11 protein-coding genes, 2 tRNA genes and 1 pseudogene are annotated in these 13901 nt (G+C 32.5%); 7 read left to right on the top strand and 7 right to left on the bottom strand.

The window, feature by feature from the left end; genetic code table 11:
• Positions 1 to 99 precede the first annotated feature (99 nt).
• Both HXZ69_RS04235 and HXZ69_RS04230 read right to left on the bottom strand, forming a co-directional pair.
• Positions 100 to 558, bottom strand: a complete 459-nt coding sequence (locus HXZ69_RS04235) for a copper resistance protein NlpE N-terminal domain-containing protein (protein ID WP_180905775.1) — start codon at positions 556 to 558, stop codon at positions 100 to 102.
• 100 nt (positions 559 to 658) lie between these two features.
• Positions 659 to 1075 carry a nucleoside-diphosphate kinase gene (locus tag HXZ69_RS04230; RefSeq protein ID WP_038330990.1) on the bottom strand — a complete coding sequence of 139 codons (417 nt, stop codon included), beginning with the start codon at positions 1073 to 1075 and terminating at the stop codon, positions 659 to 661.
• A gap of 174 nt (positions 1076 to 1249) precedes the next feature.
• Here HXZ69_RS04230 and HXZ69_RS04225 point away from each other — a divergent pair, with 174 nt between their 5' ends.
• Entirely contained in the window at positions 1250 to 1777 is a 528-nt protein-coding gene (locus HXZ69_RS04225; RefSeq protein WP_219033790.1) for a hypothetical protein, read from the top strand.
• Between the two features lie 15 nt (positions 1778 to 1792).
• Here the strand turns inward: HXZ69_RS04225 and HXZ69_RS04220 are convergent, their stop codons facing one another.
• From HXZ69_RS04220 to alaS, 3 genes and pseudogenes are all read right to left on the bottom strand, one after another.
• Positions 1793 to 2188 (bottom strand): DUF805 domain-containing protein, encoded by a 396-nt coding sequence (locus HXZ69_RS04220; protein WP_244958051.1) that lies wholly within the window; start codon positions 2186 to 2188, stop codon positions 1793 to 1795.
• A gap of 80 nt (positions 2189 to 2268) precedes the next feature.
• A pseudogene (locus HXZ69_RS04215) lies at positions 2269 to 3180 on the bottom strand (DMT family transporter).
• A 103-nt stretch (positions 3181 to 3283) separates the two neighbouring features.
• Complete coding sequence (alaS, locus tag HXZ69_RS04210; protein ID WP_286495128.1) at positions 3284 to 5893, bottom strand: alanine--tRNA ligase; 2610 nt, start codon at positions 5891 to 5893, stop codon at positions 3284 to 3286.
• 99 nt (positions 5894 to 5992) lie between these two features.
• On the opposite strand from alaS, the gene HXZ69_RS04205 reads away from it, so the two are divergent.
• Together HXZ69_RS04205 and HXZ69_RS04200 are read left to right on the top strand one after the other, a co-directional pair.
• A complete protein-coding gene (locus tag HXZ69_RS04205) occupies positions 5993 to 6943 on the top strand; it encodes a M23 family metallopeptidase (protein ID WP_038330999.1) in 951 nt (316 codons plus the stop codon).
• Between the two features lie 9 nt (positions 6944 to 6952).
• The gene (locus tag HXZ69_RS04200; protein ID WP_038331000.1) at positions 6953 to 7321 is read left to right on the top strand and encodes a MerR family transcriptional regulator; all 369 of its coding nucleotides are present in this window, start codon (positions 6953 to 6955) and stop codon (positions 7319 to 7321) included.
• A gap of 15 nt (positions 7322 to 7336) precedes the next feature.
• On the opposite strand, the gene HXZ69_RS04195 is transcribed toward HXZ69_RS04200, so the two are convergent.
• Positions 7337 to 7840, bottom strand: coding sequence for a hypothetical protein (locus HXZ69_RS04195; RefSeq protein WP_038331001.1), 504 nt, complete (start codon positions 7838 to 7840; stop codon positions 7337 to 7339).
• Between the two features lie 270 nt (positions 7841 to 8110).
• Positions 8111 to 8635, bottom strand: a complete 525-nt coding sequence (locus HXZ69_RS04190) for an NADPH-dependent FMN reductase (protein ID WP_115001941.1) — start codon at positions 8633 to 8635, stop codon at positions 8111 to 8113.
• Between the two features lie 102 nt (positions 8636 to 8737).
• Between HXZ69_RS04190 and dnaE the strand changes: the two genes are divergently transcribed.
• The 4 genes from dnaE to HXZ69_RS04170 all read left to right on the top strand — a co-directional run bounded on the left by dnaE (position 8738) and on the right by HXZ69_RS04170 (position 13899).
• A complete protein-coding gene (gene dnaE, locus HXZ69_RS04185) occupies positions 8738 to 13138 on the top strand; it encodes a DNA polymerase III subunit alpha (protein WP_286495125.1) in 4401 nt (1466 codons plus the stop codon).
• 111 nt (positions 13139 to 13249) lie between these two features.
• Positions 13250 to 13567 carry a thioredoxin gene (trxA, locus tag HXZ69_RS04180; protein ID WP_038331009.1) on the top strand — a complete coding sequence of 106 codons (318 nt, stop codon included), beginning with the start codon at positions 13250 to 13252 and terminating at the stop codon, positions 13565 to 13567.
• A 127-nt stretch (positions 13568 to 13694) separates the two neighbouring features.
• A tRNA-Asp gene (locus tag HXZ69_RS04175) sits at positions 13695 to 13768 on the top strand.
• Between the two features lie 57 nt (positions 13769 to 13825).
• Positions 13826 to 13899 (top strand) — tRNA-Asp (locus HXZ69_RS04170).
• Positions 13900 to 13901: the final 2 nt, after the last annotated feature.

Here is a 13901-nt window from a genome sequence, read left to right as displayed (position 1 = left end):
TTTACTTTATCAGAGTTTTGAAAACAATTATTCTGAGTTTATCAAAGAATCTAAAATTATTACAATAAAAAAAGGTTTCATATCGAAACCTTTTTTTATCTATTTTTCTTTTGTCAAAACAAATTTAGCAGAATCGGCCGATTCTATTTTCTTCTGATTTTTATTTAACTGAGTAATTTTTCCCTCTTCAACCAAAAAAGCATTCGGAACATTGGCAATTTCAGGAAAAACAATTGTATTTCCATCTTCTTTAAACTGAAAAGTTCCAGTTGTCATAATTGCCATTTTATCTAACCCCAGACGTTTTGTAGAATAGACATATCCTTTGTTTGGTAATAATTTTATTTCCATTTCAACCTCTTTGCAATCTTTCTCATAACAAGGCAAAATTCCTTTGTAAGCTCCTTCGTATTGAATAGATTCTTCGGCAGTTTTTGCTTCAACTTTTACTGAATCTTCTACATTTTCTACATCATTTTTTACAGGTTCTGTTTCGCTTTTACAACTTGACACAACAAAAGCTGCGATTGTAAATGTGGCTAAAATTATTTTTTTCATTTTTTAGAATTTGATTTAAAGGTAAGTAAATTTTGAGCCAAAAAAAATCCTTCCGAATATTTTCAGAAGGATTTGTATAATGTTTTGTAATCTTATTCGATTAGAAAATTTCTTTCGCAGCAAAGTGGAAAGCAGCTTCAATAGCAGCATTTTCGTCAGAATCAGAACCGTGAACAGCGTTAGCATCGATAGATTCAGCATATTTAGCACGGATTGTACCTTCTGCAGCCTCAGCTGGGTTAGTAGCACCGATTAAAGTACGGAAATCAGCAACTGCGTTGTCTTTTTCTAAAACTGCAGCAACGATTGGTCCAGAAGTCATGAATTCTACTAAATCCTTGAAGAAAGGACGCTCTGCGTGGATAGCGTAAAATGCTTCAGCATCTTGTTTTGCTAATTGAGTCATTTTAGCCGCTTTAATTTTGAAACCAGCGTCAGTAATGTCTTTTAAAATATCTCCGATGTGTCCTTTTGCAACTGCATCAGGCTTAATCATTGTAAATGTAATGTTTGCCATTTTATTGAATTGTATTTATTACTTATTTTTTGAGGTGCAAAATTACAAAAATGATTCGAATGTTTTTGTTTTATAATTAAAATTTCTTATTTTAATAAAAATAGTTAATTGTTATTCATTTAAGATTGTTTCAATTCGATAATATTTCTTATTTTTAAGAGAAATCTAAAACTTATGAATACAAATGATCTTTCCACATTTCATCATAAAACAAAACTCAAAAAGGTTGGTGATAAATATTTTCTACCTTTCGAAATGTGGAATTATTTAGATTTTGGGCTGATGTTTGCACTTGTTTTATTCTTTATTTATGCATCAAGTGAAATGAATATTGTTTTTATTTCAATGATTTTAATTTTTGGAATCCGAATAATAACGACAATTAAAGACAGATTTTTTGTAGAAATTAAAACATCAAAATCGTTGAGTGAGAATATTAATTTAATCAAAGAATTAGCACAGCGTCAACATAATTTTACGCAATCATTGGACGAAGAAGGTTTGTTTCTTTTTGAATATTCGGAACGAAATATTTTTTACAAATACAATTACCGAAGAAGAGATTATATCGAAACAGTTGTGATTTACTGTGAAGACAATTCGATTTGGGTGAACTCTTTTAATCAACGTTATTTCGGAATTTTTAGACGATATAATCTAAAACAATGGATAAAATTGATCCAATTAAAAAGCGAGAATTAATCTCGCTTTTTAATTTTAATATCTTTCGATTAAATCGTTTCCTATTTCGTTGATAGAATCATCAGTTTCTTTTGGGTTTGGTCCCCATTGATTAGAACCTGGTTGACTATCCATAATAAAAAATATTAATAAAATAAGATTTCCTCCAGGTATAAAAGTTAATAAATAGAACCATCCACTTTTTCCTGTGTCATGCAATCTTCTACTTATTAAAGCTAATCTTGGTATAAGAGTTATAAAAAAAAATAAAACTATTATTCCTCCAATAGTATATGAAACTATGTCTGATATATTTATAAATTTAAATAAACAAATGAAAGATATTATAAAAAATATAGTATTAATTAAAGTTGTATACCAAAATTCGCTTCTGCGGGCTCTTCCCGAGAAATTGGCGTAATTGTCAAACATTACTCGTTTGTATATTTCAATCATAGATTAAGTTGTTAAATTATGTTAAAAATATTAAAATAAATTTTATTACGCAACTCTTAATCTGCTTTTAAACGTTTAGTTTTGAACATTTCTGGCTTATAGTTAATAATAAAAACACCAAGAATAATTAGAATAGTAGCGACAATAAACTTTGATGAAATCTGCTCGTCAAGAACTAACCAACCCAAAATAATTGCAATAATCGTATTGAAATAAGAAAGAATAGAAACTTGTATAGGGGAAATTTTGGTCAATGCATAATGAAAAGAGAAAAACGTAATCACAGAACCAAAAACAGCTAAATAAAGCATGGCAGAAATACTTTTTGTACTCCAATTCTCGAAATTATAATTTTTAGTAAAAGCGAATGCAAAAATAATTTGAACAATTCCAGCAAATATAAATTGGTAAAAAAGATTGAGAGAAATATTTTTAGATTGAATATTCATTTTCTTGGTGAAAATAGTTCCTGTTGCCCAACCTGTAATCGCACAAAAAAGTAAAATAATTCCGGTTCTATATTCTGGATTTGCTAATTCTTTAATTCCATCCCAAAAAATAAATATTACGCCGCAAAAACAAAGTAAAACACCTAATAATCCGCGGTAACTAAATTTTTGTAAACCAATAAAAATACTTCCTGAAAAGACTAAAATAGGAGAGGTTGCGCTGATTAATGCAGCTAAACTACTCGATAAATTTTCTTCGGCAACAGTAGTTAATCCATTTGCAGCGATTAACATCAAACTTGAAAATATAAGTTGATAAGACAAATTTTTCCAGCCAATCTATTTTAATTCCTTTTTAGATAGTAAAATAATTAGCATAATTAGTCCTGCCAAAAATTGACGAATTTCAACAACAAACCAACCAGGAATAGTTTCTACAGCTATACGAATTCCGAGGAAAGTTGTTCCCCAAACAATTGCAACTATACTAACGGCAATCAATAATTTGATCTCTTTCAAGATAAAAAAGTTAAAAGTGTTAATTCTAAAATAGAATTATAAAAATAAAAAAAAAGCGACTTGATAAACCAAGTCGCTTTTAAAGTATTATAATAGAGATTTATTATTTAACAAAATCCTCTGCTTGTTTTAGTGCAGCATCTAATCCAGAAACCTCTTTACCACCTGCTGTAGCTAAGAAAGCTTGTCCACCTCCGCCGCCATTGATGTGCTTCGCGATTTCTTTTACAATTTGTCCTGCGTTATAACCTTTTTCATCTACAAGGTTTTTTGCGATAGAAATTGTAATCGATGGTTTTACGGCATTATTCGTACCAACAACGATAAATGCATTTTCGATTTCTTTTGTTAAATCAATTGCATTTTGTTTTGCGGCATTTGTATCTAAATTCGTTTTAACCGCTAAGAAATTAACACCATTAATCTCTTTAATCGCAGCTTTCCAAGTCGCTTTCTCAGCAGCAGCTTGTTGCGCAACAAAAGACTCTAATTGCTTTTTCAATTCTGCATTTTCATCTAATAAATGTTGAACCGCTTTTACCGCATCATTTTTCGTTTTAAGTGCAGCTAAAACATCATTGTAATTTTTCTCAGCATCTTTGTATGCTTCGATTGCTTTGTTTGATGTAATTGCTTCGATACGACGAATACCAGCAGCAGTAGAAGATTCAGATAAAATTCTGAACAAACGAATATCTGCTGTGTTTTTTACGTGCGTACCACCACATAATTCGATTGAAGATCCGAAACGAATGACACGAACTTTATCACCATATTTTTCACCAAATAGAGCCATAGCTCCATCAGCAATAGCTTCGTTGATATCACAATCTCTTTTTTCGATTAATGGTAAAGCTTCTGCAATTTTATCGTTTACTTTTTGCTCAACAATAGCCAATTCTTCATCTGTCATTTTAGAGAAATGAGAAAAGTCAAAACGTAAATAATCGTCTCCAACATACGAACCTTTTTGTTCTACGTGCGTTCCTAAAACTTCGCGTAAAGCTTCGTGCATTAAGTGTGTTGCAGAGTGATTTTTAGTTGTCTCATTACGTTTTTCTGTGTCAACTTTCGCATTGAATGTAGCGTTTACATTTTCTGGTAAAGTTTCAACGAAATGAATTACTAAGTTATTTTCTTTTTTCGTGTCAACAACTTCAATTGTTTCATTCAAAGTAGAAATTGATCCTGTATCACCAATTTGTCCTCCAGATTCTGCATAGAATGGCGTTTGATTGAATACTAATTGGAAAAATTCTCCTTTTTTATTTTTTACTTTTCTGTAACGTGTAATTTTTACTTCAGCTTCTGTGTTATCATAAGCGATAGAGGTTTCGTTTCCTTTATCATCTAAAATAACCCAGTCATCCGTTAATAAAGCAGTTGCTTTTTTCGAACGTTCTTTTTGTTTCGCCATTTCAGCTTCAAAACCAGCTTCGTCAATTGTGAAACCGTGATCTTCTGCTACAATACGAGATAAATCTGCAGGGAAACCAAACGTGTCATATAATTCGAAAATCACATCACCAGGAACAATTTTAGAATCTCCTAATTGCTCAATGATTTGATTTAATCGATTTAATCCTTGTTCAATTGTACGTAAGAAAGATGCTTCTTCTTCACGAATAACGCCAGTTACAATTGTTTCTTGTTTTACTAATTCTGGGAAGAAATCGCCCATTTCAGCTTTCAAGATTGGATATAATTTATAGATAAAAGGCTCTTTAAGACCTAAGAAACGATATCCGTAAGAAATAGCACGACGTAAAATACGACGAATTACATATCCAGCTCCTGTGTTTGATGGTAATTGTCCGTCTGCAATTGCAAAAGAAACTGCACGTAAATGGTCAACTACAACACGAATCGCGATATCTGTTTTTTCTGCTGCGCCATATTTTACACCAGAAATTTCTTCTAATTTTTGAATTGTTGGTTGAAAAACATCTGTATCATAATTTGATGATTTTCCTTGTAAAACCATTGCTAAACGCTCAAATCCCATTCCTGTATCGATGTGTCGCGCTGGTAAAGATTCTAAAGAACCATCAGCTTTACGTTGGTATTGCATAAATACCAAGTTCCAAATTTCGATAACTTGTGGATGATCCATATTAACCAATGTTTTACCATCAACAGCTAAACGATCAGCTTCTGGACGAATATCAACATGAATTTCAGAACATGGTCCACATGGTCCGATATCACCCATTTCCCAGAAATTATCTTTTTTATTTCCGTAAAGAATTCTATCTTCAGCAATATGTTGTTTCCAAAGTTCTAATGCTTCTTCATCTAATGATGTTCCGTCACCTTTATCACCTTCAAAAACGGTTACATAAATTTGATCTTTAGAGATTCCGTATTTTTCTGTTAGTAATTCCCACGCCCAAGCGATTGCTTCTTTTTTGAAATAATCACCAAAAGACCAGTTTCCTAACATTTCGAACATCGTGTGGTGGTAAGTATCTTTTCCTACATCATCCAAATCATTATGTTTACCAGAAACACGAAGACATTTTTGTGTATCCGCGATACGATTACTTTTTGGAGTTCCGTTTCCTAAAAAATATTCTTTGAATTGTGCCATCCCCGAATTATTGAACATTAATGTCGGATCGTCTTTCAAAACAATCGGCGCAGAGTCTACTATTAAGTGGCCTTTTGTCTCAAAAAAATGCAGAAATTCTTTTCTTATATCTTTGGATTTCATTTAATTAAATTATTTTTATCATTTGATTAACAAGTTTACTCGTACAATATTCGTTACTTTGCAAACGTTTTACAAAGATAATAAAAGGTTGGTTAAGTAATGGAAAATAAAAACTATAAGTATAATTCTGTGAAATTTTTAATGAGTTGGGCGAAGAAAAGAGTCCAAAAAACTCCTAAAACAGCATTATACGTATTACTATTTTTATGTCTATCGACAATATCTGCTGGAATGATTGGTTATCATTTTAATGATTCTGAATACGCATCGAGAGCAGGGAAATTCAAAGACGACAAAAGCAAATTATTAGCTGAGTTGGAAAGAATGGAAAATGAAAATCAGCAATTACATAAAAAATTCAAAGAAGTTGAAGAAGCTTTGACAGAAATCGAAGAAAAAGATCGCAATATTTATCGTACAATTTATGATATGCGTGTCAATGAAAATATCGATTCTGTAAACAAAGAAATTGATAATTATACAGCAGAAGATATCGAAAAATTGATTGATAAAATTGAAATTGAATCAAAATCGTTGGACGAAGTATTTCGTTCGGCTGGTGTTAAAGATGCCAATTTATCATCAATGCCAGTACTAAAACCTGTTGCAGATAAATATGTAAGTAGATTAGCTTCTGGTTATGGATCTCGTTTTCACCCAATTTTGAAAGTGAATAAAATGCACAAAGGTTTAGATTTTGCAGCTTCTACAGGAACACCAATTTATGCAACTGGAGATGGTTCTGTAAAAGTTTCTGAATTTAATTCGGGTTACGGAAATATGGTGGTCTTGAAACACGGAAATGGTTACGAAAGTTTGTATGCTCACATGTCTCGTGCGAAAGTTCGTAGTGGACAAAAAGTGAAAAGAGGCGATGTAATTGGTTATGTTGGGACGACTGGATTGTCGACAGGAGCGCATTTGCATTACGAAATTCACAAGAATGGAGAACCTGTAGATCCAATTATGTATTTCTACAATGATGTAGATCCAGACGATTTCATTAAAATTTATCAAAACTCTAAAAAATTGTCATTATCTTTGGATTAAACGCTGATAATGAACGTAGACCTGCCTGATAAACTATATTACTCGATTGGCGAAGTCGCCAAAGCCTTTGATGTAAATGCATCGTTGATTCGATTTTGGGAGAAAGAATTTGAAATTATTCAACCCAAAAAGAACAAAAAAGGAAATCGATTATTTACCAAAAATGATATTGATTGTTTCAAGAATATCTATTATTTGGTAAAAATAAAAGGCTATACGTTAGAAGGTGCAAAACAAGCGATTGGTAAAAAAGGAATTGCGACAACAACAGATGAAATAGATGTTGTGAAGCGATTAGAAAATATAAAAGATGAACTCATCAAACTTAAAATGAGTTTTGAGTCGGAAGAAATTTTAGAAAAAGATGAACTGAATTAAGTTCATCTTTTTTGGTTATAAAACTTTTGTTTCAATAAATTTAAAGCCAATTGCAAGTATAAAACTTATAATGATTAGAATCCAGTTTGGTTTTAGTTTAGTTTTTAATTCAAATAGTTTCGAAAAAATTTCAATCACTCTTTCTTTGTCAATAATTAAGATAACAAAGACTAAAACTTGATAAAAAATAGAAGAATTTAGCGCAACAATTTCATAGAAATAATCTTGTAGAATAATATTGATTAAAATTGTAGTTAATAACAAGCATGCAAAAATTCTTGTCCTTCTAAAAAGTAATGTGATTGCACCAATCACTTCAAAAATTCCGATGATTATTGGATACCCTTTGGTAAAACTATAAAAATTCCACATCAATCGATGACCTTCAGAAAGATGATTATTAATGCTGTTATCCATATTTGTGAATTGAGTAGGTTTTACAATTCCATACACAAACATTGATATTGAAACCGTAAATATTGCTGACCAATAAAGTATATAGATTAGTTTTTGTTTCATTTATTTTTTAAAATTATTTAGAATAATCATTACAATTTTTATAATTAATACAATAATAGTGATTGGAAGTAAGAAGAGTAAAATGGAGTATAAACTCCAAAAATCATTTAAAATTTTAAAATATTGTAAAAAAAATAAGCTAATCAAGTAAAGCCAGAATAAAAAAACTAAAATGAGAAGGTTATTTATTTTGAATATTTTTCGTTCAACGAAATAAAAAGTCAAAATAATCAAAAGTGGTATTGCAATAGTATAAACGTAAAACATATTTTAGGTTAATAGTTGGTTATAAGCTACGATGAACTCTTCCAATTGTTGTAAAGTTACTTTATCAATAATTTTTCCTTCCGAATTTACTTTTCCTTTAACACCTTGAATGAGTAAAGTTGTTTCATTATTGAAGTTTGTCATCAACGTTTTCATTATCAATTGCAATTCTTCATGTCCTTTTTCTCCATTTGCAGACGCAGTGATAATTCCTAAAGGTTTTCCATCAAAAATGGTTGTAGAAACGCACCATTCTAATACATTTTTTAATCCACTCGGAATACTAAAAATATATTCGGGCGTACAAATAATTATTCCATCAGCTTTTTCTATTTCAGTTCTAAAACCAAGTATTTCTTGCGGCGTATTTTCGATAGAACGTTCTGGATCAAAATGAGGAAGAGTTTTTAATTCATCAAAAACAGTACATTTGAAATATTGAGATGTAGAAGAAATAAAATTTTCTATGATTTTTTGATTAGATGAATTTTCGCTTGTGCTTCCATTAATGATGAAAATATTTTTCATTTTCGTTGATTTGAACATCTAAAATAGATAATTATTCTTAACTTATCTTAAGAAAATCTTCTGCTAAGATTTCGTAAATTTACAGATTCAAACGAAAACTCAATGTACTTAATATACGATACAGAGACAACTGGTCTTCCGAAAGATTGGAATGCGCCGATTTCTGACTCCGACAACTGGCCGCGTTGTATACAAATCGCTTGGCAATTGCACGATGAAATGGGGCAAATTATTGAACATCAAGATTATTTGGTGCGTCCAGATGGTTTTGATATTCCGTATGATTCTGAACGTATTCACGGAATTTCAACTGATTTAGCAACCGAAAAAGGTGTTCCATTAAAAGAAGTTTTAGATAAATTCAACGAAGCTTTAGGTAAAGCTAAATTTATTGTTGGACAAAATTTAGGTTTCGATATTAACATTATGGGAGCCGAATTTTATCGTCTGAATTATGAAAATAATTTAGCCGAAAAACCTGTTTTGGATACCTGTACCGAGGTGACTGCTGAGTTATTGAAACTTCCTGGAGGTCGTGGAGGTCGTTACAAATTACCAACGTTAACGGAATTGCATCAATATCTTTTTGGTGTTTCGTTTGGCGAAGCGCATAACGCAACTGCCGATGTGGAGGCAACTACGCGTTGTTTTTTCGAGTTGATTCGTAAAGGTATTTTTACAAAAAACGAGTTAGAAGTTGAAGATGAATATTTTGTTCGATTTAATGCAATTAATGAAACAAATATTCAGCCAGTTGGACTAAATCACGTAAATCTTAAAAAAGCTTCACAAGAAATTGCGAAAATTAAAGCCAAAGAAGATGGAGGAGATGAGGTTATTGATATTTCGGAAGAAGTTTTAGCACAATTCGAGAAAGCAAAATTTGCACATTTACATAATCACACACAATTTTCAATTCTTCAATCGACTATTTCTGTAAACGATTTGGTGAGTGCTGCGGCAAAAAATAAAATGACTGCAGTTGCAATTACCGATCATGGAAATATGATGGGAGCTTTTCATTTTAATGCAGAAGTACAAAATCATAATAAAGCTGCAAAAGTAAAGAATGAAGAGTTAATTGCTGACGGAGCAGAACCAACGGAAGTTATCTTAAAACCTATTATTGGTTCCGAATTCTTTGTTTGTGAAAATCATTTAGACAAAACAAAAAAGGATAATGGCTATCAAATTGTAATTTTTGCAAAGAACAAAAATGGTTATCATCATTTAGCAAAAATGGCATCGAAGGCTTATACTGATGGGTTTTACTACGTGCCTCGAATTGATAAAGCGATTATTGAAGAATATAAAGAAGATTTAATTGTTTTGTCTGGAAACTTACAAGGTGAAGTTCCAAACAAAATTTTGAATCTTGGTGAAAAGCAAGCCGAAGAAGCTTTACTTTGGTGGAAAGAGCAGTTTGGTGATGATTTTTACATCGAATTGATGCGCCACGGACAAGAAGATGAAGATCGTGTTAATCAGACTTTGCTTGCGTTTGCGCGTAAACACAATGTAAAAGTTGTTGCGACAAATAATACGTATTATATCAATCAAGACGATTCGAATGCACACGATATTTTGTTGTGTGTGCGCGATGCAGAAAAACAATCAACGCCAATTGGTCGTGGTCGTGGATTCCGTTTTGGTTTGCCAAATCAAGAATATTATTTTAAGTCGGAAGCAGAAATGAAACAATTGTTTCAAGACATTCCCGAAGCAATTATTAATATTCAAGAAATTGTTGATAAAATAGAAGAATACACGCTTTATCGAGATGTATTACTTCCAAAATTTGATATTCCCGAAGAATTTCATCACGCAGAAGATGATGAAGATGGAGGGAAAAGAGGTGAGAATGCTTATTTAAAACATTTAACCTACGAAGGTGCAAAAATTCGTTATCCAGAATTGACAGACGAAATTAAAGAACGTTTGGATTTCGAATTAGCCACAATTGAAAAAACAGGTTATCCTGGTTATTTCTTGATTGTACAAGATTTTATTGCTGCGGCGCGTAAAATGGGCGTATCGGTTGGTCCAGGTCGTGGTTCGGCGGCAGGATCAGCAGTTGCTTATTGTTTATGGATTACCAATTTAGATCCAATTCAGTACGATTTACTTTTTGAGCGATTCCTAAATCCTGATCGTGTATCTATGCCCGATATCGATATCGACTTTGATGACGAAGGTCGATCGTTGGTAATGGATTATGTGATTGATAAATATGGAGCAAATCAAGTAGCGCAAATCATCACTTATGGTACAATGGCGGCGAAATCTTCGATTAAAGATACGGCGCGTGTATTGGATTTACCATTGTTTGATGCGAACCGTGTTGCAGGTTTGATTCCGAATATGAAGTTATCTAAAATCTTCAATTTAGATGAAGCTGCATTAAAAGGAGCCTTAAAACCAGAAGAGTTTGATGCTGTAAGCGAATTAAAACGTTTATCGAATGGAGACGATTTAGCTGCGGAAACTATTCAGCAAGCAAAAATCTTAGAAGGTTCTGTTCGTAACACGGGAATTCACGCGTGTGGGGTAATTATTACGCCAGATGATATTACGAATTTCGTACCTGTAACAACAGCTAAAGATTCAGATTTATATGTAACGCAGTTTGATAACTCGGTTGCAGAAAGTGCCGGATTATTGAAGATGGACTTTTTGGGGTTGAAAACCTTAACCTTGATTAAAGATACCATCAAATTAGTAAAAGCGAGAACAGGAATCGAAATCAATCCGGATGAAATTCCGATTGACGACGAAAAAACATATGAGCTTTTCCAGCGTGGCGAAACGGTTGGGGTTTTCCAATACGAGTCACCCGGAATGCAAAAATACATGAAGGATTTACGTCCGACAGTTTTCGCGGATTTAATTGCCATGAATGCCCTTTATCGTCCTGGGCCTATCGAATATATTCCGTCGTTTGTTCGCCGTAAAAATGGTGAAGAACCAATTCAGTACGATTTGGATGCGATGGAAGAATATTTATCAGAAACCTACGGAATTACGGTTTATCAGGAGCAAGTAATGTTGCTTTCGCAAAAATTAGCAGGTTTCTCGAAAGGTGATGCCGACGTTTTGCGTAAAGCAATGGGGAAAAAGCAAAAAACTGTCTTGGATAAAATGAAACCAAAATTTGTTGCGCAAGCTTCAGAAAAAGGGCATGATCCTAAGATTTTAGAAAAAGTTTGGACAGACTGGGAAGCCTTTGCATCCTATGCCTTCAATAAATCGCACTCGACGTGTTATGCATGGGTAGCGTATCAAACAGCTTATCTGAAAGCACATTATCCAGCAGAATATATGGCGGCTGTTCTTTCAAATAATATGAATGATATCAAGCAAGTGACCTTCTTTATGGAAGAGTGTAAGCGAATGGGATTAGCTGTACTTGGACCAGATATCAACGAATCCATTACAAAATTTAATGTAAACGAAAATTACGAGATTCGTTTTGGAATGGGAGCTGTAAAAGGTGTTGGGCAAGCCGCAGTAAACTCGATAATTTCTGAACGTGAAGCAAATGGTCCGTTCAAAGATATATACGACTTTGTTAAACGTGTCGAATTGCGAACAGTGAACAAAAAAACAATCGAAAACTTAGTTTTAGCTGGAGGTTTTGATTCGTTTGAATTTCATCGTGGACGTTATTTTTATATCGAAAATACGACAACTAATTTGGAAAAACTAATCAAATACGGAGCAAATTTTCAAGAGCAAAAAAACTCTGCTCAAACCTCTTTATTTGGCGATTTTGGTGGTGATTCTGTTGTAGAAGATGTGGTTCCGATGTTGCCAGATTGTGAGAAATGGAATATGTTGCAACGTTTGTCGAAAGAGAAAGAGGTTGTCGGAATTTATATTTCTTCGCATCCTTTGGATGATTTTAAACATGAATTGAAAATGGCTTCAAATTGTAGTATTTCTGATATCAATGCGAATGAAGATAACTTTGTTAACAAAGAAGTTTCGATTTGTGGAATGATGTCAAATATTCAACATAGAATTGCCAAAAATGGAAACGAATTTGGTATTTTTACGTTTAGTGATTACACCGATTCGATGGATATCATGGTTTTTGGTAGCGATTATATGAAATATAGACACTTTATGCAGGAAAATATGTTCTTGAATTTGAAATTGAATATCTCGAAAAAAGAATTCAAAGACAAAGAAGGAAATGTAACGCAAGGTCGTGTGTATAAAAACATCACAAATATTTTGTTGTTGAATGAAATTGTTGAAAAACAAGCCGAAAAAATGACGGTGAAGATTGAAGTTCCAGAATTTTCGGAAGAAACATTTAGCAAATTATCAGATATTATGTTCAAATATCAAGGAGATAAATTATTAAAAATTCAATTAATTGATCCAAAAGATTATTTGAATAATTTAGATTTACCAGCAAGTAAAATCAAAATTAACATTTGTCGAGATTTGTTGAAAGAATTAGATGAATTGCAGGAAATTACATTCAAACTGAATTAATTATTCGTTTCATCTATTGAATAATTGATAGATAATATGAACGAAATTTTTCAAGAATAAAATTTTATGTAGATTTGTAAACTTAAGATTAGATAAAAAAAATATAAGATTATGGCATTAGAAGTAACAGACGCATCATTTGCATCAGATATTATAGAGTCAGGAAAACCAGCAATGGTTGATTTTTGGGCTGTTTGGTGTGGTCCTTGTAGAATGGTTGGTCCAGTTGTGGAAGAGCTTGCTACAGAATATCAAGGAAAAGCAGTTATTGGTAAAGTTGATGTAGACACAAACCAAGAAGTTGCAGCAAAATATGGAATTCGCAACATTCCTACAATTTTATTCTTCAAAGACGGAGAAGTAGTAGACAAAGTTGTTGGAGTTGTTCCAAAAGAGCAATTAGTAGAAAAATTAAACGCGATTTTATAATAAATTAAATCGCTGATTTTGAAATAAAAGAATCTCGGATGCAAAATTTCCGAGATTTTTTTTGAAAAAAGTTTAGGTTTTATCAGAAAACCGCCTATATTTGCAATCCGAAATCGATACAGATTTTGATCCGGTAGTTCAGTTGGTTAGAATACTTGCCTGTCACGCAAGTGGTCGCGGGTTCGAGTCCCGTCCGGATCGCATCTATTTCTTTTTCTATTTTAGTGCGATCGAAAATTATAAATAAAAAAACAGACTGATCCGGTAGTTCAGTTGGTTAGAATACTTGCCTGTCACGCAAGTGGTCGCGGGTTCGAGTCCCGTCCGGATCGCA

Origin of the sequence: Empedobacter sp. R132-2, from assembly GCF_030324375.1 — a bacterium.
GTDB classification, from domain to species: Bacteria; Bacteroidota; Bacteroidia; order Flavobacteriales; family Weeksellaceae; genus Empedobacter; species Empedobacter falsenii_B.
The sequence above is the reverse complement of the archived record's forward strand: the minus strand, read 5'-3'. Positions and strand labels throughout refer to the sequence as shown.

What these genes read in the sequence shown, in the direction of transcription:
- trxA (WP_038331009.1), top strand. Translation starts at nt 13,250, where the DNA reads ATGGCATTAGAAGTAACAGACGCATCATTTGCATCAGATATTATAGAG.
- alaS (WP_286495128.1), bottom strand. Translation starts at nt 5,893, where the DNA reads ATGAAATCCAAAGATATAAGAAAAGAATTTCTGCATTTTTTTGAGACA.
- HXZ69_RS04195 (WP_038331001.1), bottom strand. Translation starts at nt 7,840, where the DNA reads ATGAAACAAAAACTAATCTATATACTTTATTGGTCAGCAATATTTACG.
- HXZ69_RS04220 (WP_244958051.1), bottom strand. Translation starts at nt 2,188, where the DNA reads ATGTTTGACAATTACGCCAATTTCTCGGGAAGAGCCCGCAGAAGCGAA.
- HXZ69_RS04190 (WP_115001941.1), bottom strand. Translation starts at nt 8,635, where the DNA reads ATGAAAAATATTTTCATCATTAATGGAAGCACAAGCGAAAATTCATCT.
- HXZ69_RS04235 (WP_180905775.1), bottom strand. Translation starts at nt 558, where the DNA reads ATGAAAAAAATAATTTTAGCCACATTTACAATCGCAGCTTTTGTTGTG.
- HXZ69_RS04205 (WP_038330999.1), top strand. Translation starts at nt 5,993, where the DNA reads ATGGAAAATAAAAACTATAAGTATAATTCTGTGAAATTTTTAATGAGT.
- HXZ69_RS04200 (WP_038331000.1), top strand. Translation starts at nt 6,953, where the DNA reads ATGAACGTAGACCTGCCTGATAAACTATATTACTCGATTGGCGAAGTC.
- HXZ69_RS04230 (WP_038330990.1), bottom strand. Translation starts at nt 1,075, where the DNA reads ATGGCAAACATTACATTTACAATGATTAAGCCTGATGCAGTTGCAAAA.
- dnaE (WP_286495125.1), top strand. Translation starts at nt 8,738, where the DNA reads ATGTACTTAATATACGATACAGAGACAACTGGTCTTCCGAAAGATTGG.
- HXZ69_RS04225 (WP_219033790.1), top strand. Translation starts at nt 1,250, where the DNA reads ATGAATACAAATGATCTTTCCACATTTCATCATAAAACAAAACTCAAA.